Source organism: Pseudomonas sp. NY8896, assembly GCF_039634505.1.
Genome location: NZ_CP132350.1, coordinates 5,707,287 through 5,726,391, shown reverse-complemented (window position 1 = coordinate 5,726,391; position 19,105 = coordinate 5,707,287). Strand labels below are relative to the sequence as shown.

Sequence of the window (19,105 nt, the reverse complement as noted above, 5' to 3'; positions counted from 1 at the left end):
TTCTTTGCTCAAAGGGCCGGCTTCTTCGCGGGTTTATCCGCGAAGAAGCCGGCACTGACAGAAATTTATGTATAACACCCCGCGATCCCCGCAAATTCCGGCCGTTGGCGTATTATTAGCCGCCTAACGGCAACCCCCTCCAGGATCGCTTGCGCATGCTCGCCCTTCTTATCCAGACGCTGAACATCACGGCACCGGTTTTCGCCATGCTGTTCATGGGCGTGCTGCTCAAACGCATCCACCTGATCGACGACAACTTCAACCGCGTCGCCTCGCAGCTGGTGTTCAACGTGTGCATGCCGGCGCTGCTGTTCCTCGGTATCTATCACGCCGACCTGGCCGCAGCAGTCAAACCCGGTGTCATGCTGTACTTCATCGCTGCCACCCTGGTCGGCTTCGCCATTGCCTGGGGCCTGGCCATCTGGCGCAGCCCGCTGGCCGACCGGGGCATCTATACCCAGGGCGCATTTCGCGGCAACAACGGCGTGATCGGCTTGGCCCTGGCCGCCAGTTTGTACGGTGACTATGGTATTTCCCTGGGGGCGGTGCTCGCGGGCCTGGTCATCCTCATGTACAACTCGCTGTCGGCGGTGGTGCTGGCGGTGTACAGCCCGGACCTCAAGTCCGACCCATGGAGCATCTGCAAGAGCATTTTCAGCAACCCGTTGATCATCAGCGTGCTGGTGGCTACCCCGATGGCTTACGGCCAGGTGCCGTTGCCCAACTGGCTGCTGACCTCGGGCGACTACCTGGCGCAGATGACCCTGCCGCTGGCGCTGATCTGCATCGGTGGCACCTTGTCGCTGGCGGCGCTGCGTGACTGTGGCCGGCTGGCCATCGATGCCAGCCTGGTGAAGATGGTCTGCTTGCCGTTGCTCGGTACCCTGGGGGCTTGGTTGTGTGGCTTTCGCGGTGCGGAGTTGGGCATCCTGTTCCTCTACATCGGCAGCCCGACCGCTGCGGCCAGCTACGTGATGGCGCGGGCGGCCAATGGTAACCATGAGCTGGCGGCGTCGATCATCGTCATTACCACGCTAATGGCGGCAATCACCACCAACATTGGTATTTTCATCTTGCAGTGGGGCGGATGGATCTAGATCCTTGACTGCAAATAACAGCAACAGCACTGCCTCACTGAGCTAAAGGACACTTCATGCAAGACCAGAGCACGCCCGAGCGGTTACAGCGCGGGCTGAAGAATCGCCATATCCAGCTGATCGCGCTGGGCGGGGCCATCGGTACCGGGTTGTTTCTGGGCATCGCCCAGACCATCCAGCTGGCCGGCCCCTCCGTGCTGCTGGGCTATGCCATCGCCGGTCTGATGGCCTTTCTGATCATGCGCCAGTTGGGCGAAATGGTCGTGGAAGAGCCGGTCGCCGGTAGTTTCAGCCACTTCGCCCACCAGTACTGGAGCGAGTTCGCCGGCTTCGTTTCGGGGTGGAATTACTGGGTGGTGTACGTGCTGGTCGGCATGGCCGAACTGACGGCGGTCGGCATCTACGTGCAGTACTGGTGGCCGGAGTTTCCTACCTGGGCCACCGCGGCGATCTTCTTCGTGGCGATCAACCTGATCAACCTGACGCAGGTGAAGGTCTACGGCGAGATGGAGTTCTGGTTCGCCCTGGTCAAGGTGGTGGCCATCGTCAGCATGATCGGCTTTGGCGCCTGGCTGTTGAGCAGCGGCCATGGCGGCCCGGATGCCAGCGTGGCCAACCTGTGGCAGTACGGCGGCTTCTTCCCTAACGGCGTCAGCGGCTTGGTGATGGCCTTGGCGGTGATCATGTTCTCGTTCGGCGGCCTGGAGCTGGTGGGTATCACCGCCGCCGAAGCCGACAACCCCCGCCAGAGCATCCCCAAAGCCACCAACCAAGTGGTGTACCGCATCCTGATCTTCTACATCGGTGCCTTGGCGGTGCTGTTGTCGCTGTACCCGTGGCAGAAGGTAGTGCAGGGCGGTAGCCCGTTCGTGATGATCTTCCATGAGCTGGACAGCGACCTGGTGGCGACCATCCTCAATATCGTGGTGCTGACGGCTGCGCTGTCGGTGTACAACAGCTGTGTGTACGCCAACAGCCGCATGCTGTTCGGCCTGGCTAGCCAAGGTGATGCGCCGCGCCAGCTGCTGAAGGTAAGCCGCAGCGGTGTACCGCTGACCGCGCTGGGCGTGTCGGCCTTCGCGACCGGCCTGTGCGTGCTGATCAACTACCTGATGCCGGGCGAGGCCTTTGGCTTGCTGATGGCGCTGGCGGTGTCGGCGCTGGTGATCAACTGGGCGAGCATCAGCATTACTCACCTGAAATTCCGCAAGGCCAAGCTGGCTGCCGGCATCATCCCCTTCTACAAAAGCCTGGGGCACCCGCTGACCAACTACCTGTGTCTGGCGTTCATCGTGCTGATATTGGTGGTGATGTACCTGACCCCGCCGATTCGCATCTCGGTGATGCTGATCCCGGCTTGGATTGCCGTACTGTGGGTGGCCTTCAAGCTGAAGAAGGCTCGCCAGGCCAAATAGGCAAGGCAGTACCAGCCTCTTCGCGGGCGTGACCGCGAAGAGGCCGGTACTGGAAAAGGCTGCGTCAGCCTTGGTAGCTGTCGATCACTTCCTGCGCGGCCCTGAAGGCATCAATCGCCGCCGGCACGCCCGCATACACTGCACAATGCAGCAACGCCTCGCGGATTTCCTCGACCGTACAGCCATTGTTCAACGCCCCGCGCACATGCCCCTTGAGCTCCTGCGGGCACTTCAGTGCCGTCAGCGTGGCCAAGGTAATCAGGCTGCGAGTCTTCAGAGGTAGTCCGTCACGCGCCCACACACTGCCCCAGGCATGTTCATTGACGAAGTCCTGCAGCGGCTGGGTGAAGTCGGTGGCATTGCCCAGTGCGCGATCGACGAATGCATCGCCCATTACCTGACGGCGAATTTGCTCGCCGGTCTTGTTGCTATCAGCCATGTTGTTTTCCTTAGTGTTGGCGGCGCCAGGCACGTACGGTGGTGTACAGCAACACCATGGCGAGCACTGGCAGTACATAGAACAGCATCAATCGTTCCAGGCGGCCGGCCAGCGGCATGCCCATGGTAAAGGCTGCCACATGCAGGCCATAGACCAGGTACAGGCAAAGAAACACCAGGCCTTCGGCGCGGGTGATGCGGTAGCCGGAATAGAACACTGGCAGGCTCAATAGGGCAACGCCGAGCATTACAGGCAAGTCGAAAGACAGCGCGTTGGGCGAGATCGACAGCGGCTCTGGGGCGATCAGCGCGGTCAGGCCCAGCACGGCCAGCAGGTTGAACAGGTTGCTGCCGATGACCGTGCCCACGGCAATCTCCCGTTCGCCACGCAGGGCGGCAATCAGCGCTGCGGCCAGCTCCGGCAGGGAGGTGCAGACGGCGACGACTGTCAGGCCGATGATACGCTCGGACAGGCCCAGGTCGGTAGCCACCTCGACGGCGGCTTCCAGCAGTAAGTGGCCCGCCAGGCTCAGCAGGCCAAGGCCGACCAACACCTGCAGCAGCGTGCCTGACCAGAAGCGCCCGGCGCTGGACCTGGCAGCATCCGGGGCGGGGTAAGTGCGTGCATAGTGGCGGGACTGGTGCCAGAGCATTGCCAGGTAACCAGCCAGGCCCAGCAGTAGCAGTGCCCCTTCCACTCGGCCCAGGTGGCCGTTGGTGGACAATGCGTACACCAGCCCGCTGGCGATGATCATCAACGGAATGTCCAGGCGCACCAGTTGGCGTGACACGCGCAGCGGGATGATCAGCGCGGCCAGGCCAAGAATGACCAGGATGTTGAAGATGTTGCTGCCGACCACGCTGCCGACCGCCACATCGGGCGCTCCCTGGTAGGCAGCCTGCAGGCTCACGGTCAATTGTGGCGCGGTACTGCCGAACGCCACCAGGCTCAGGCCGATGATCAGCGGGCGCACGTGCAGGCGCTGTGCCAGGCGCAACGCGGCGCGCACCAGTAGCTCGGCGCCGCCGATCAGCAACAGCAGGGCAATGCCCAGTTGCAGCAGGCTAAAGGTGGGAAGGGTGGCCAGGTCGAAAATGGTCGGACTCCTGTCGCGTCAGTCGCTAAGCCCTTGTACTCGCACGCGCGCTGTTCCGCTACGGAGCATGCCGATTTTTTCTGCTGCGGCGCGAGACAAGTCGATCAATCGGCCACGGGTGTGCGGGCCTCGGTCGTTGATGCGTACCACCACGCTGCGCTGGTTGGCCATGTTGGTGACCAGTACGCGGGTACCGAAAGGCAGGCTGCGGTGGGCGGCGGTAAGGCCGTGCTGGTTGAATGGTTCGCCGCTGGCGGTGCGTTTGCCGTGGTGGCGCGAGCCGTAATAGGAGGCGGTGCCCGTCTGGTCGTAACCGCGTGGGTCGATGTCGTGGCTGGCGCAGCCGGCCAGGAAGGAGAAGAGGGCCAGTGTGCCGAGGGATCGTTTTAGCAAGTCAGGTGCTCTCCTAGTGCGGCCATTCGCGGCAACAGCCGCTTCCAAAGCTACGGCGCAGCCCTTGGGCGCGTCGCCGTAGCTTTGGAAGCGGCTGTTGCCGCGAACGAGGGCAAAGCCCTCGCAGCATTACGGGGGTAAAACAATCACCCTTCGAGCTTGGCTTTGAGCAATTGGTTCACCTGCCCCGGGTTGGCCTTGCCTTTGGAAGCTTTCATGGCCTGGCCGACGAAGAAGCCGAACATCTTGCCGCGTTTGGCCTCATCGGCTGCGCGGTACTGTTCGACCTGCTCGGCATTGGCTGCCAGCATTTCGTCGAGCATCTTGTCGATCGCACCGGTGTCGGTAACCTGTTTCAGGCCCTTGCTGTCGATGATGCTGTCGGCATCGCCTTCACCGGCGGCCATGGCCTCGAACACGGTCTTGGCGATTTTGCCGCTGATGGTGTTGTCGCGAATGCGCAGCAGCATGCCGCCCAGTTGCGCGGCGCTGACCGGCGCCTGGTCGATTTCGACACCCAGCTTGTTCAGCAGGCTGCCCAGTTCGACCATGACCCAGTTGGCCGCCAGCTTGGCGTCGCCACCGATCTTCACTACTTCTTCGAAGTAATCTGCCTGTTCGCGGCTGGAGGCCAACACGTTGGCGTCGTATGCCGACAGGCCGTACTGGCTCTGGAAACGCTCGACTTTCTGTGGCGGCAGCTCTGGCAGGCCGGCGCGAATGGTGTCGAGGAAGCTGTCCTCGATCACCACCGGCAGCAGGTCCGGGTCGGGGAAGTAGCGATAGTCGTTGGCTTCCTCCTTGCTGCGCATGGAGCGGGTTTCGTCTTTGTTCGGGTCGTACAGGCGGGTTTCCTGCACCACCTTGCCGCCGTCTTCGATCAAGTCGATCTGGCGTTGGATTTCGCTGTTGATCGCGCGCTCTATGAAGCGGAACGAGTTGACGTTCTTGATCTCGCAGCGGGTGCCGAACTCGGTCTGGCCTTTCGGGCGGATCGACACGTTGCAGTCGCAACGCAGCGAACCTTCGGCCATGTTGCCATCGCAGATGCCCAGGTAACGTACCAGCGCGTGGATCGCCTTGACGTAAGCCACGGCTTCCTTGGCGCTGCGCATGTCAGGCTCGGAGACGATTTCCAGCAGTGGCGTGCCGGCACGGTTCAAGTCGATGCCGGTGGAGCCGCTGAAGTCTTCGTGCAGGCTCTTGCCGGCGTCTTCTTCCAGGTGCGCACGGGTTACGCCGATGCGCTTGATGGTGCCGTCTTCCAGGGCGATGTCCAGGTGGCCCTTGCCGACGATCGGCAGGTCCATCTGGCTGATCTGGTAGCCCTTGGGCAGGTCCGGGTAGAAGTAGTTCTTGCGCGCGAACACGTTGCGCTTGCCGATTTCGGCGTCGATGGCCAGGCCGAACATGCACGCCATGCGCACGGCTTCCTGGTTCAGCACCGGCAGTACACCGGGCATGCCCAGGTCAACCAGGCTGGCCTGGGTGTTCGGCTCGGAGCCAAAGGTGGTGGCGCTGCCGGAGAAAATCTTCGACTGGGTGGCGAGCTGAGTGTGGATTTCCAGCCCGATCACAACTTCCCATTGCATGTGTGAATTCCTCAGAAGCCGTTGGGGGCGCGGGTGTGCCAGTCGGTCACTTGCTGGTAGCGGTGCGCGACGTTGAGCAAGCGGCCTTCCTGGAAGTACGGCGCCAGCAGTTGCACGCCGACTGGCAGGCCGTCGACGAAGCCAGCGGGCATCGACAGGCCCGGCAGGCCCGCCAGGTTGGCGGTGATGGTGTAGACGTCTTCCAGGTAGGCGGCGACCGGGTCGCTGCTCTTGGCGCCGAGCTTCCAGGCCGGGTTTGGCGTGGTCGGGCCGAGGATCAGGTCGACATCGTTGAAGGCGGCCATGAAGTCGTTCTTGATCAGGCGGCGGATTTGCTGCGCCTTCACGTAGTAGGCGTCGTAGTAGCCCGCCGACAGCGCGTAGGTGCCGACCATGATGCGGCGCTGTACTTCAACGCCGAAGCCTTCGCCGCGGGAACGCTTGTACAGGTCGGTGAGGTCTTTGGGCTCCTCGCAGCGGTAGCCGAAGCGCACGCCGTCGAAGCGCGACAGGTTGGAAGAGGCTTCAGCCGGGGCGATCACGTAGTAGGCCGGGATGGCGTGCTGCATGTTCGGCAGGCTGATTTCCTTGACCACCGCACCGAGCTTTTCCAGCTCCTTGACGCTGGCCTGGACCAGTTCGGCGATGCGTGGGTCGAGGCCTGCGCCAAAGTACTCTTTCGGCAGGCCGATGCGCAGGCCCTGCAGCGAAGCGTTCAGGTTGGCGCTGTAGTCCGGCACCGGCTCTTCGATGCTGGTGGAGTCCTTGGCGTCGAAACCGGCCATGCCTTGCAGCAGCAGGGCGCAGTCCTCGGCGGTGCGGGCCAGCGGGCCGCCCTGGTCGAGGCTGGAGGCGTAGGCGATCATGCCCCAGCGCGACACACGACCGTACGTCGGCTTGAGGCCGGTGAGGTTGGTCAGTGCAGCTGGCTGGCGGATCGAGCCGCCGGTGTCGGTACCGGTGGTGGCGGGCAGCAGGCGCGCGGCCACTGCAGCGGCCGAGCCACCGGACGAGCCGCCGGGTACGTGCTCGAGGTTCCACGGGTTCTTCACCGCGCCGTAGTGGCTGGACTCGTTGGCCGAACCCATGGCGAATTCGTCCATGTTGGTCTTGCCCAGGGTGACCATGCCGGCTTCGGCCAGCTTGGCGACCACGGTGGCGTCATACGGCGCCTTGAAGTTGTCGAGCATCTTCGAGCCGCAGCTGGTGCGTACGCCGTTGGTGCAGAACAGGTCTTTGTGGGCGATCGGCGCCCCCAGCAGCGCGCCGGTTTCGCCAGCGGCGCGACGGGCGTCGGCGGCACGTGCCTGGCCCAGGGCCAGGTCTTCGGTGACGCTGATGAAGCTGTTGATCTGCGGGTCGAGCTGTTTGATGCGCGCCAGCAGCGCGCGGGTCAGCTCTTCGGAAGAAAACGATTTGTCGGCGAGTCCGCGGGCGATCTCGGCCAGGGTAAATTGATGCATGGCAGGTTCTATCCCTTACTCGATGACTTTGGGAACCAGGTACAGACCGCTTTCGGTCGACGGTGCGATCGCCTGGTAGGCGTCGCGCTGGTTGCTTTCGGTGACCTGGTCAGGGCGCAGGCGCTGGCTGGCCTCCAGCGGGTGGGCCAGTGGCTCGATGCCAGTGGTGTCGACCGCTTGCATCTGGTCTACAAGGCCGAGAATGCTGTTCAGGGCGTCGGTAATGCGTGGCAGTTCGCCATCATTGAGGCCCAGGCGGGCCAGATGGGCGATCTTTTCCACGTCGCAGCGTTCAAGCGCCATGAGGATCTCCAAGGGAAACAAAGAACGGAATTTAGGTCCGTAGTGAGGAACATGTCAGCTTTCTGGCGGTCTAACGGCCGCGAAATTCTGCTGGCGTGCTCGGAAAAACAGCCAATTTAACATATTGGCTCCTTGCCCAAAATCCCTGCCATTGTTAGAGTTTGCCGCACTTTTTTACCCACGCTTTCCCCAGGGTCACTTTCCCATGTTCAAGAAACTGCGTGGCATGTTTTCCAGCGATCTTTCCATCGACCTGGGTACTGCCAACACCCTTATTTACGTGCGTGAGCGCGGTATCGTCCTGAATGAGCCCTCGGTTGTTGCCATCCGTACCCATGGCAACCAGAAAAGCGTCGTCGCCGTCGGTACCGAAGCCAAACGCATGCTGGGCCGTACGCCTGGCAACATTGCTGCCATTCGTCCGATGAAGGACGGCGTCATCGCCGACTTCAGCGTGTGCGAAAAAATGTTGCAATATTTTATCAACAAGGTTCACGAGAACAGCTTCCTGCAGCCAAGCCCACGCGTGCTGATCTGCGTGCCGTGCAAGTCGACCCAGGTCGAGCGCCGCGCCATCCGCGAGTCGGCTTTGGGTGCCGGTGCCCGTGAAGTGTTCCTGATCGAAGAGCCGATGGCTGCTGCCATCGGTGCCGGCCTGCCGGTCGAAGAGGCTCGCGGATCGATGGTCGTCGATATCGGTGGCGGTACCACCGAAATCGCCCTGATCTCGCTGAACGGCGTGGTCTATGCCGAATCCGTGCGCGTTGGCGGCGATCGCTTCGACGAAGCCATCGTCACCTACGTGCGCCGCAACTACGGCAGCCTGATCGGCGAATCCACCGCCGAGCGTATCAAGCAGGAAATCGGTACGGCCTACCCCGGTGGCGAAGTACGTGAAGTCGACGTTCGCGGCCGCAACCTGGCCGAAGGCGTACCGCGTGCCTTCACCCTGAACTCCAACGAAGTGCTCGAAGCGCTGCAAGAGTCGTTGGCGACCATCGTCCAAGCGGTCAAGAGCGCCCTTGAGCAATCGCCGCCGGAGCTGGCCTCGGACATCGCCGAGCGTGGTCTGGTGCTGACCGGTGGTGGTGCGCTGCTGCGTGACCTCGACAAACTGCTGGCCCAGGAAACCGGCCTGCCGGTGATCGTCGCCGAGGACCCGCTGACCTGTGTCGCCCGTGGCGGCGGTCGCGCCCTGGAGATGATGGACAAGCACGCGATGGACTTGCTCTCCAGCGAGTGATCCCACTCGCTGTTCACGAGCGCCCGGTTTACAGGTAGTACGCACAGTGCTACCTGTATGTGCTGGGCTGGCGCCCGTTTGGGGCGCCGTATCCGTCAACCCGCAACCAGGCTGGTGCGTTGTCCCATGTCCAATGACCTCCTGAGTCGTCCACGAGGAACGGCCCATTAAACCGCTTTTCTCCAAGGGCCCTTCGCTGGGCGTTCGCCTGCTCGTTCTGGTGGTGATGTCGGTCGCGTTGATGGTTGTCGACGCGCGCTTCGACGTGCTCAAGCCCGTGCGCAGCCAGATGGGCCTGGTGCTGATGGAATCGTACTGGATCACCGACTTGCCGCAGCGTGCCTGGCAAGGTGTGGCCGGCCAGTTCGGCAGCCGCACCGAGCTGATAGCCGAAAACGAGAAGCTCAAGACCGAAGCCCTGCTGCTGCAGGGGCGCCTGCAGAAGCTGGCGGCCCTGACCGAGCAGAACGTGCGGCTGCGCGAGCTGCTCAATTCATCGGCCCTGGTCAACGAAAAGGTCGAAGTGGCCGAGCTCATCGGTGTGGACCCCAACCCGTTCACCCACCGCATCCTGATCAACAAGGGGGAGCGTGATGGTGTGTTCCTGGGCCAGCCAGTGCTCGATGCCCGTGGCCTGATGGGCCAAGTGGTCGAGTTGATGCCCTACACCTCGCGGGTGCTGTTGCTGACCGATACCACCCACAGCATTCCGGTGCAGGTCAACCGCAACGGCCTGCGTGCCATCGCCAGCGGCACCGGCAACCCGGAGCGCCTGGAGTTGCGCCATGTGGCCGACACCGCCGACATCAAGGAAGGCGACCTGCTGGTCAGTTCCGGCATGGGGCAGCGCTTCCCGGCCGGTTACCCGGTGGCTACGGTCAACGAAGTGATCCACGACTCCGGCCAGCCATTTGCCATTGTCCGTGCCATCCCCACCGCCGCACTCAACCGCAGCCGCTATATGCTGCTGGTGTTCAGTGATCGGCGTAGCCCGGAGCAGCGTGCCACCGATGCCGCCATTGCCCAGGAAGAGGCCGACCGCAAGGGCAACGCGCCTGCTGGCCAGCCGGCCGCTACCGGCGAGCAGGCTGCACCTGCCGTGCCAGCCACCCCGGCAGCGCCGGCTACACCGCCCGCGCAGTCAGCAGCCCCAGCTGCTGCACCTGTCACGCCGGCCGCACCCGCTCACACCCGGAGGCAATGATGGCTGCATCACGCCGCAACAATGGCTGGGTCATCTGGCTGACGTTCGCCATCGGCTTGCTGCTCAGCGTTTCGCCCATGCCGCAGTTCATGGAAGTGTTCCGGCCCATGTGGCTGGCATTGCTGGTGTCGTTCTGGACCCTCGCCGTGCCGAACAAGGTCGGCATGACCACCGCGTTTTTGCTGGGCCTGGCCGAGGATGTGCTGTACGGCACCCTGCTGGGGCAGAACGCGCTGATCCTTACCCTCATCACCTTCCTGGTGCTGTCCCTGCAGCAACGCCTGCGCATGTTCCCCATGTGGCAGCAAAGCCTGGTCATCCTGGTGATCTTCGGCATCGCCCAGCTGATTCAGCTGTGGCTCAGCGCACTGACCGGCAATCGCCTGCCTACCCTGGCGCTAGTCTGGTCGGCGGTGATCAGTGCCTTGCTCTGGCCGTGGATCAGTTTCGCCCTGCGCGATTTGCGCCGACGTTTGCATATCAATTGACGGCGACGCGCCACTGACAGGGAGATGTCTGCATGAACCCGCTATACCTGGCCTCCGGCTCGCCCCGTCGTCGTGAACTGTTGACCCAGATCGGTGTGCCGTTCAGCGTCATCAGCGCCCCCATCGATGAAACCCCGCTAGCCAACGAAAGCGCACCGGCCTACGTCGAACGCCTGGCTCGGGCCAAGGCTGCGGCCGGCCTGGCCAGTGTCGATGGCCCCGCTGTAGTGCTCGGCGCAGACACTGCCGTGGTGCTCGATGGTCGTATTCTCGGCAAGCCGGAAAACCGCGAAGATGCCTTGGCCATGCTGGCAGACCTTTCAGGCCGTGAGCATCAGGTGCTGACCGCTGTCGCCCTCGATGATGGCCAGCGCGTGCACAGTTTTTGCGTCACCAGCACAGTACGTTTTCGCACTATCAGCGCCGATGAAGCGCAGCGCTACTGGGCCAGCGGCGAGCCAGCGGACAAGGCTGGCGGCTACGCCATCCAGGGCCTGGGCGCGGTGTTCGTCACCGACCTTTCCGGCAGCTACTCGGCGGTGGTTGGCTTGCCGCTCAGTGAAACGGCCGACGTGCTTGGCCAGTTCGGCATCGCCTGCTGGCAAGCGCCCGTGCATACGCCAGAGGTAACAAACCCGTAGTAGCCAGCAGTGCATACGCCATCCATCATTACAAAAGACCTTTGACGAGAGCCTGCCATGAGTGAAGAGATCCTGATCAACATCACGCCGATGGAGTCACGTGTGGCGGTGGTGGAAAACGGGGTGCTGCAGGAAGTGCACGTCGAGCGCACCCAGCGCCGTGGCATCGTCGGCAATATCTACAAGGGCAAGGTGGTACGCGTGCTGCCGGGCATGCAGGCGGCCTTCGTCGACATCGGCCTGGAGCGCGCAGCGTTCATCCATGCCTCGGAAATTTCCCAGCGCGAAGGTTCGGCGGTAGAGAACATCACCGCACTGGTACACGAAGGCCAGGCCCTTGTGGTGCAGGTGACCAAGGACCCGATCGGCACCAAGGGTGCACGCCTGACCACTCAGCTGTCGATCCCGTCGCGCTACCTGGTGTACATGCCGCGCAGCAGCCATGTCGGTATTTCGCTGAAAATCGAGGACGAAGCCGAGCGCGAGCGCCTCAAGCAGGTGGTCAGCGATTGCATGGACAGCGAGAACATCAAGGATGCCGGAGGGTTCATCCTGCGCACCGCAGCCGAGGGCGCGCGTGCCGAAGAAATCTTGCAGGACATCCGCTACCTGCGCCGCCTGTGGGAGCAGATTGGCACCCAGATCAAGACCTGCGGCGCGCCCACGGTCATCTACGAGGACCTGGGCCTGGCCCTGCGTACCCTGCGTGACCTGGTCAACCCGAAGATCGAAAAGATCCGCATCGACTCGCGGGAAACCTTCCAGAAAACCACGCAGTTCGTCGGCGAGCTGATGCCGGAAATCGCCGACCGCCTCGAACACTACCCAGGCGAGCGGCCTATCTTTGACCTGTACGGCGTCGAAGACGAGATCCAGCGTGCCCTGGAACGCAAGGTGCCGCTGAAGTCCGGCGGCTACCTGGTGGTCGACCCGGCCGAAGCGATGACCACCATCGACGTCAACACCGGGGCGTTCGTGGGCCATCGCAACCTCGAAGAAACCATCTTCAAGACCAACCTCGAAGCCGCCACCGCCATCGCCCGGCAACTGCGCCTGCGCAACATTGGCGGCATCATCATCATCGACTTCATCGACATGGAAGACGAAGAGCACCAGCGCCAAGTGCTGCGGACCCTGGAAAAGCAGCTGGAGCGCGACCACGCCAAGACCAACATCATCGGCATCACCGAGCTGGGCCTGGTGCAGATGACCCGCAAGCGTACGCGGGAAAGCCTGGAGCAGGTGCTGTGCGAGCCGTGCCTGGCCTGCCAGGGGCGCGGCAAGCTGAAGACTCCCGAGACCATCTGTTACGAAATCTTCCGCGAGATCCTGCGCGAGGCCCGTGCCTATCAGGCCGAGGGTTACCGTGTGCTGGCCAACCAAAAGGTGGTCGATCGCCTGCTGGATGAAGAATCGGGCAACGTGGCGGAACTGGAAGCCTTCATCGGCCGAACCATTCGCTTCCAGGTCGAGTCGATGTATTCGCAGGAACAATACGACGTGGTGCTGCTCTGAGGTCTTCTCGAACACGCCGCTGGATGGTCTGGCTGGCAAAACCGGCACTACGGGCCATCATGGATAAACGACTTGGAGGGCCATGGCCATGGGACGTCTGACCCGCGTTCTTGTCGCCCTGACCCGCTGGGGGCTGGGCGTATGCGCCCTGTTGGCGGTTTTGGTGGCGCTGTATGTCAGCCTCGGCCGCGAACTGGTGCCGCTGGTCGCCGAGTACCGCGCCGATGTAGAGCGCAAGGCCGAGCAGGCGCTGGGCCTCCCTGTACATGTGGGTGCCTTGGAAGGCCGTTGGAGCGGGCTGGCACCGGTGCTGCGGGTGCGCGACCTGCAATTGGGCGAAGGCGCCACCGCGCTGCGCCTGGATGACGTGATGGTGGTGCCCGACGTCTGGGCCAGCCTCACCGCCCGCGAAGTGCGCCTGGCACGCATCCAGTTGGGCGGCTTGCAGTTGATCCTGCGTGAGAACGAGCAGGGCGTCTGGGACCTCGAAGGCCTACCCAAGAAGGACGATGCGCCATTGGACCCGGCCGACCTTTTGCAGCGCCTGCGCCAGCTAGGCCGCGTCGATGTATTCGACAGCCAGGTCACCCTGCACCCCTGGCAGCGCGACCCGCTTACCCTGACTTATGTGAGCGCTGGCCTGCAGGCCGGCCCAGCACGCCAGGCGGTGGACCTGCGGGCGACCTTGCCTGACGGCCAGCCTCTGGCACTCACCCTGCACAGCCGTATGTCGGCCAAGGCCTGGCGCGATGGCGAGGTCGAAGCTTATCTGAGCCTGCCGCAAAGTGACTGGTCGCACTGGCTGCCGCCAAGTCTGCTGGGACAGTGGCAAGCTGACACCCTGCGCGCAGGTGGTGAGTTCTGGGTCGACTGGGGCAAAGGGCAGCTGCAGCAGGCCGTAGTACGGCTCAATGCGCCTGAGCTACAAGGCGCCTATGCCGGACGAAAGGCCGCCAAGCTGGATAACCTGGCCTTGGGCGCCTGGTTCCAGCGTCGCGAGCAGGGCTTCGATGTGGTGGTCGACTCGTTGGCCATGGACATCGGCAAGCGTCGCTGGGAGTCGCACCTGCAGTTGCAGCAGCGCCCTGGCCAGAGTGCTGCCGATGAAAGCTGGCAGGTACAGGCTGATCGTCTCGACCTCACGCCGCTGACCCCGTTGATCGATGCCTTGGCACCGCTGCCAGACAACGTCATGGACGTGGTAAATGGCTTGAAGGTGACCGGTGCGCTGCGCAATGTGCGCCTCGAGGCCAGGCCCAAGGCCGAGGGTGATCAGCGCTTGCAGTTCGCCGCCAACCTGGAGAAGGTGGGTTTTGAGGCTTATCACAGTGCGCCAGCCGCCGGTAACGTCAGTGGCAGCATCAGTGGTGACCTGGGCCACGGCGAGCTGCGCCTGGATACCGATGCGTTCATGCTGCATCTGTACCCGATCTTCGCCAAACCCTGGCACTACCAGAAGGCCAATGCACAGCTGACCTGGGCCTTGGACAAAGACGGTTTCACCCTGATCGCGCCGTACCTCAAGGTGCTGGGCGAAGAAGGCAAGATCGCCGGTGACTTCCTGATCCGCCTATTGTTCGAGGAAGGCCGCGAGGATTACATGGACCTGCGCGTCGGCCTGACCGAGGGCGATGGTCGCTATACCGCCAAATACCTGCCCGAAGTGCTTAGCCCGGCGCTCGACGAGTGGCTGCGCAGCGCCATCGTCAAAGGCGCGGTGGATGAAGGTTACTTCCAGTACCAGGGGTCGTTGAATCATGGCGCGGTGCCAGAGGCACGCAGTATCAGCCTGTTCTTCAAGGTGCATGACGCGGCCCTGGATTTCCAGCCCGGTTGGCCGCAGGTGCAGCATGTGGATGGCGATGTGTTCATCGAGGACAGCGGCGTGCGTATCAAGGCCCAGCGCGGTGTGTTGCTCGACACCAAAGTCAGCGATGTACAGGTCGATATTCCGCATGTCGAGGGTGATCAGCACAGCCACCTTTACCTGGATGGCGATTTCGACGGCAGCCTGGGCGATGGCCTGAAAATCCTCAAGGAAGCACCAATCGGCACCGGTGAGATTTTCGCCGGCTGGGAAGGTGAGGGGCCACTGAAGGGCAAGGTCAAACTCGACATCCCGCTGGCCCATGGGCAGCGGCCGAAAGTGCAGGTGGACTTCGCCACCAGCGATGCGCGGCTGAAAGTCGCCCCGCCGAGCCTGGAATTGAACCGCCTGAAGGGTGACTTCAGCTTCGACTTCGACAAGGGCCTGAGTGGCAAGGGCATCAGCTTGCAGGCCTTCGGCAAGCCAGTGACGGCGCAAATCTCCGCTGAAGGCCAAGCGGGGCAGATGCAGACCCGTATCAATGCCAATGGCCAGGTATCGCTCAAAGCGTTGACCGACTGGCTGCAGTTCACCCCGTCCTTGCCGGCGTCCGGCGACCTGCCGTACCAGTTGCAGCTGAGCCTGGGCAGCCGGGAAAACAGCCTGAGCGTCACCTCCAGCCTCAAGGGCCTGGCGATCGACCTGCCAGCGCCGTTCGGCAAAGCAGCGGCGGATACCCGCGACAGCCGCTTCAGCATGAGCCTGCAAGGCCCGGAGCGGCGCTTCGATGCCTCCTATACCGACCTTGCACGTTTTGCCTATGCCGCACCGGCCGACAAGCTGGCACAGGGCCGTGGCGAGCTACTGTTGGGTACCGGTGACGCCCAGCTACCTGCCAGCCAAGGCCTGAGGGTGCGCGGGCGTTTGGAGGCGCTGGACCTGGCTCCCTGGCAAGAACAGGCGGCCCGCCTGGCCGGTGACGACCCCGGTGGCAGTGCGCGGCAGAACCTGCAAAGCGTCGACCTGAGCATCGGCCAGTTGAAAGCCTTCGGCATGGATCTGAATCAGGCTGTAGTGCGGCTGGCTCGAGGCGGCCCGGCCTGGGATTTGCGCCTCGATAGCAAGGAAGTCATCGGCAACGCCCGCGTACCGGATGCCAAGGGCGCGCCAATGGTCGTGCGCATGCAGACCTTGCGCCTGCCTGCCGCCAGCGCCGCAGAGCAGCAGGCTGAAGAAGGCCCGGACCCGCTGGCCTCGTTCGATCCGCGCAAGGTGCCGGCGCTGGACCTGAGCATCGACAAGCTCTACCGCGGTGACGACCTGTTCGGCAGCGCCTCGATCAAGCTGCGGCCGACTGCGCGTGGCGTTACCGCCAGCGACATCGACCTTGACTTCAAAGGCTTGCGCATCGATGGCGGTGGCGGCTGGGAAGGTGAAACCGGCAAAACCAGCAGCTGGTACAAAGGGCGTCTGGACGGCAAGAACCTGGCGGATGTGCTCAAGGCCTGGGGCTTCGCTCCCACCGTGACCAGCCGCGACTTCCGCCTGGATGTAGATGGCCGCTGGCCGGGTTCGCCTGCCGCGGTGAGCCTGACGCGTTTTTCGGGCAGCATGGATGCGGCGCTGCGTACGGGCCAATTCGTCGAGGTTGAAGGCAGCGCCCAGGCACTGCGGGTGTTCGGCCTGCTCAACTTCAACTCGATTGGCCGGCGCCTGCGTCTGGACTTCTCCGACCTGTTCGACAAGGGCCTGGCCTATGACCGGGTCAAGGGTTTGCTGGTAGCCAGTAGCGGCGTGTACGTGACCCGCGAACCGATCACCGTGACCGGCCCATCGAGCAACTTCGAGCTGGATGGCACGCTGGACATGGTGCGCGACCGGGTGGATGCCAACCTGCAGGTGAGCCTGCCGGTGACCAATAATCTGCCGCTGGCGGCGCTGATCGTCGGCGCACCCGCTGTGGGCGGGGCGCTGTTCCTGGTCGATCGACTGATCGGTGATCGTGTGTCGCGCTTTGCCAGCGTTCACTACCGTGTCGAAGGCCCGTGGAAAGAGCCTAGAATCACATTTGTGAAACCTTTCGAGAAATCCCGCTAGGAGTACCCATGAAGGCAGCGGTAATCCAGATGGTCAGCCAGGATGACGTGCTGGCCAACCTGCAGCGTGCCGGTGCCCTGCTGGAGCAGGCAGCGTTGGGCGGCGCACGGCTGGCGGTACTGCCGGAAAACTTCGCCGCCATGGGCCGCAAGGACGCCGCAGCCATTGGCCGTGCCGAAGCCTTGGGTGATGGGCCGATTCTGCCATGGTTGAAACGCACCGCCCGCGACCTCAAGTTATGGATTGTTGCCGGTACCTTGCCCTTGCCACCGGTCGGCCGGCCTGAGTCCAAGGCCCATGCCTGCTCGCTGCTGATCGATGAACACGGCGAGGTGGTGGCGCGTTATGACAAGCTGCACTTGTTCGACGTGGACGTTGCCGATAATCGCGGCCGCTACCGTGAATCGGACGACTACGCCCATGGCGCCCAAGTGGTGGTGGCCGACACGCCCGTCGGACGGCTGGGGCTTAGCGTGTGCTACGACTTGCGTTTCCCCGAACTGTACAGCGCATTGCGTGCTGCCGGCGCGGAGCTGATCACTGCGCCGGCTGCCTTTACCGCCGTGACCGGCGCGGCACATTGGGAGGTGCTGGTGCGCGCCCGGGCCATCGAAACCCAGTGCTACCTGCTGGCTGCGGCGCAGGGAGGCACCCACCCAGGCCCACGGGAAACCCATGGCCATGCGGCGATCGTCGACCCTTGGGGGCGCATCGTCGCAGAACAGGCGCAAGGCGAAGCGGTACTGCTTGCCGAGCGCGACATTGAAGAACAAGCGTCCATTCGGGCGCGCATGCCGGTGGTTTCGCACCGGCGCTTTTTTTCGCAGGGCGCGTTGCGGCCTGCGCACACCTCGGAGTGACTATGAGCCAGATGTTATCCACCGTCAGTGAGCAGCTCCTGGCCCCAGGCGGCTTGACCCTGGACAGCCTGCAGAGCGTACTGGGTGAGTTGGCCGGCCCCGGCATCGACGCCGCCGACCTGTATTTTCAGGGCCAGATCTCGGAAACCTGGGCGCTGGAAGACGGCATCGTCAAAGAGGGCAGTTTCAACCTCGACCAAGGCGTGGGCGTGCGTGCCCAATCCGGTGAAAAAACCGGTTTCGCCTACAGCAATGCCATCAACCTCGAAGCACTGACCTCGGCAGCCCGTGCGGCCCGTTCGATTTCCCGCGCTGGGCAGAACGGCACGGTGCAGGCCTTCCGCAGCCAGGAGGTGACTGCCCTGTATGCCGCGGACAACCCGCTGGACGTGCTCAGCCGTGCCGAAAAGGTCGAGCTGCTCAAGCGTGTCGATGCCGCTACCCGCGCCTTGGACCCCCGCATTCAGCAAGTCAGCGTGAGCATGGCCGGAGTCTGGGAGCGCATCCTGATCGCGGCGGCCGATGGCAGCCTGGCCGCCGACGTGCGCCCGCTGGTGCGCTTCAACGTCAGCGTCATCGTCGAGCAGAACGGCCGTCGCGAGCGCGGTGGGCAGGGCGGTGGCGGGCGTACCGATTACCGTTTCTTCACCGAAGAGCGGGTGATGGGGTATGCCCGCGAGGCGCTGCGCCAGGCCTTGGTGAACCTTGAGGCCATCCCGGCGCCGGCCGGTACCTTGCCGGTGGTGTTGGGTTCGGGCTGGTCGGGCGTGCTGTTGCACGAGGCGGTCGGCCATGGCCTGGAGGGCGACTTCAACCGCAAGGGGAGTTCGGCATTCAGTGGCCGCATCGGCGAGAAAGTGGCGTCGAGCCTGTGCACCATCGTGGACGATGGCACCCTGGAAGGCCGCCGTGGATCGCTGAGCGTGGATGACGAAGGCACCCCGACCGAATGCACCACGCTGATCGAGAACGGCGTACTCAAGGGCTACATGCAGGACAAGCTGAACGCGCGTCTGATGGGCATGGCGGTGACCGGCAACGGTCGCCGTGAATCCTATGCGCACCTGCCGATGCCACGCATGACCAACACCTACATGCGAGCCGGCGAAAGCGACCCGCAGGAAATCATTGCGTCGGTGAAGAAGGGTATCTACTGCGCCAACCTCGGTGGTGGCCAGGTGGACATTACCAGCGGCAAGTTCGTGTTCTCGACCAGTGAGGCCTACCTGATCGAAGACGGCAAGATTACCGCCCCGGTGAAGGGCGCGACCCTGATCGGCAATGGGCCGGAGGCGATGAGCCGTGTGTCGATGGTCGGTAACGACCTGGCGCTGGACAGCGGGGTAGGGACATGCGGCAAGGACGGGCAGTCGGTGCCAGTGGGGGTCGGGCAGCCGACTTTGAAGCTGGATGCGATTACCGTGGGCGGTACCGGGGCGTGATGGCTGTGGG

At 63.4% G+C, this 19,105-nt stretch carries 16 protein-coding genes; 10 read left to right on the top strand and 6 right to left on the bottom strand.

Translation table 11 applies throughout. The annotated features are described in order from the left end of the window. Window positions 1-155 precede the first annotated feature (155 nt). Complete coding sequence (locus Q9451_RS25875) at window positions 156-1,097, top strand: AEC family transporter (protein WP_012270633.1); 942 nt, start codon at window positions 156-158, stop codon at window positions 1,095-1,097. A gap of 56 nt (window positions 1,098-1,153) precedes the next feature. Next, window positions 1,154-2,512: an amino acid permease gene (locus Q9451_RS25870; protein WP_012270634.1), complete on the top strand. Its 1,359-nt coding sequence runs from the start codon at window positions 1,154-1,156 to the stop codon at window positions 2,510-2,512. Between the two features lie 64 nt (window positions 2,513-2,576). Here the strand turns inward: Q9451_RS25870 and Q9451_RS25865 are convergent, their stop codons facing one another. From Q9451_RS25865 to gatC, 6 genes are all read right to left on the bottom strand, one after another. Next, window positions 2,577-2,951 carry a carboxymuconolactone decarboxylase family protein gene (locus Q9451_RS25865; protein ID WP_012270635.1) on the bottom strand — a complete coding sequence of 125 codons (375 nt, stop codon included), beginning with the start codon at window positions 2,949-2,951 and terminating at the stop codon, window positions 2,577-2,579. Between the two features lie 10 nt (window positions 2,952-2,961). Next, entirely contained in the window at window positions 2,962-4,005 is a 1,044-nt protein-coding gene (locus Q9451_RS25860; protein ID WP_041166382.1) for a calcium/sodium antiporter, read from the bottom strand. Window positions 4,006-4,065: 60 nt separating this feature from the next. After that, window positions 4,066-4,440, bottom strand: a complete 375-nt coding sequence (locus Q9451_RS25855) for a septal ring lytic transglycosylase RlpA family protein (RefSeq protein WP_012270637.1) — start codon at window positions 4,438-4,440, stop codon at window positions 4,066-4,068. 146 nt (window positions 4,441-4,586) lie between these two features. Then, on the bottom strand, window positions 4,587-6,032 hold the full coding sequence (gene gatB, locus Q9451_RS25850; protein ID WP_012270638.1) for an Asp-tRNA(Asn)/Glu-tRNA(Gln) amidotransferase subunit GatB: 1,446 nt from the start codon (window positions 6,030-6,032) through the stop codon (window positions 4,587-4,589). A gap of 11 nt (window positions 6,033-6,043) precedes the next feature. Further along, window positions 6,044-7,495 (bottom strand): Asp-tRNA(Asn)/Glu-tRNA(Gln) amidotransferase subunit GatA, encoded by a 1,452-nt coding sequence (gene gatA / locus Q9451_RS25845; RefSeq protein WP_060494444.1) that lies wholly within the window; start codon window positions 7,493-7,495, stop codon window positions 6,044-6,046. 15 nt (window positions 7,496-7,510) lie between these two features. After that, window positions 7,511-7,798: an Asp-tRNA(Asn)/Glu-tRNA(Gln) amidotransferase subunit GatC gene (gene gatC / locus Q9451_RS25840; RefSeq protein WP_003255165.1), complete on the bottom strand. Its 288-nt coding sequence runs from the start codon at window positions 7,796-7,798 to the stop codon at window positions 7,511-7,513. 205 nt (window positions 7,799-8,003) lie between these two features. Here gatC and mreB point away from each other — a divergent pair, with 205 nt between their 5' ends. The 8 genes from mreB (at window position 8,004) to tldD (ending at window position 19,095) form a co-directional block, all read left to right on the top strand. Beyond that, window positions 8,004-9,041 carry a rod shape-determining protein MreB gene (gene mreB / locus Q9451_RS25835; protein WP_003255163.1) on the top strand — a complete coding sequence of 346 codons (1,038 nt, stop codon included), beginning with the start codon at window positions 8,004-8,006 and terminating at the stop codon, window positions 9,039-9,041. A gap of 226 nt (window positions 9,042-9,267) precedes the next feature. Beyond that, window positions 9,268-10,245: a rod shape-determining protein MreC gene (gene mreC, locus Q9451_RS25830; protein ID WP_012270640.1), complete on the top strand. Its 978-nt coding sequence runs from the start codon at window positions 9,268-9,270 to the stop codon at window positions 10,243-10,245. Continuing rightward, a complete protein-coding gene (mreD, locus tag Q9451_RS25825; RefSeq protein WP_012270641.1) occupies window positions 10,245-10,733 on the top strand; it encodes a rod shape-determining protein MreD in 489 nt (162 codons plus the stop codon). The genes mreC and mreD overlap by 1 nt, the downstream gene beginning before the upstream one ends. A gap of 32 nt (window positions 10,734-10,765) precedes the next feature. Continuing rightward, window positions 10,766-11,374: a Maf family protein gene (locus tag Q9451_RS25820; RefSeq protein ID WP_012270642.1), complete on the top strand. Its 609-nt coding sequence runs from the start codon at window positions 10,766-10,768 to the stop codon at window positions 11,372-11,374. Between the two features lie 57 nt (window positions 11,375-11,431). Then, window positions 11,432-12,889, top strand: a complete 1,458-nt coding sequence (gene rng, locus Q9451_RS25815) for a ribonuclease G (RefSeq protein WP_012270643.1) — start codon at window positions 11,432-11,434, stop codon at window positions 12,887-12,889. Between the two features lie 82 nt (window positions 12,890-12,971). Next, window positions 12,972-16,793: a YhdP family protein gene (locus tag Q9451_RS25810; protein WP_041166383.1), complete on the top strand. Its 3,822-nt coding sequence runs from the start codon at window positions 12,972-12,974 to the stop codon at window positions 16,791-16,793. An 8-nt stretch (window positions 16,794-16,801) separates the two neighbouring features. Beyond that, window positions 16,802-17,653, top strand: a complete 852-nt coding sequence (locus Q9451_RS25805; protein ID WP_012270645.1) for a carbon-nitrogen hydrolase family protein — start codon at window positions 16,802-16,804, stop codon at window positions 17,651-17,653. Window positions 17,654-17,655: 2 nt separating this feature from the next. Then, window positions 17,656-19,095: a metalloprotease TldD gene (gene tldD / locus Q9451_RS25800; protein ID WP_012270646.1), complete on the top strand. Its 1,440-nt coding sequence runs from the start codon at window positions 17,656-17,658 to the stop codon at window positions 19,093-19,095. The last annotated feature ends 10 nt before the right edge of the window (window positions 19,096-19,105 follow it).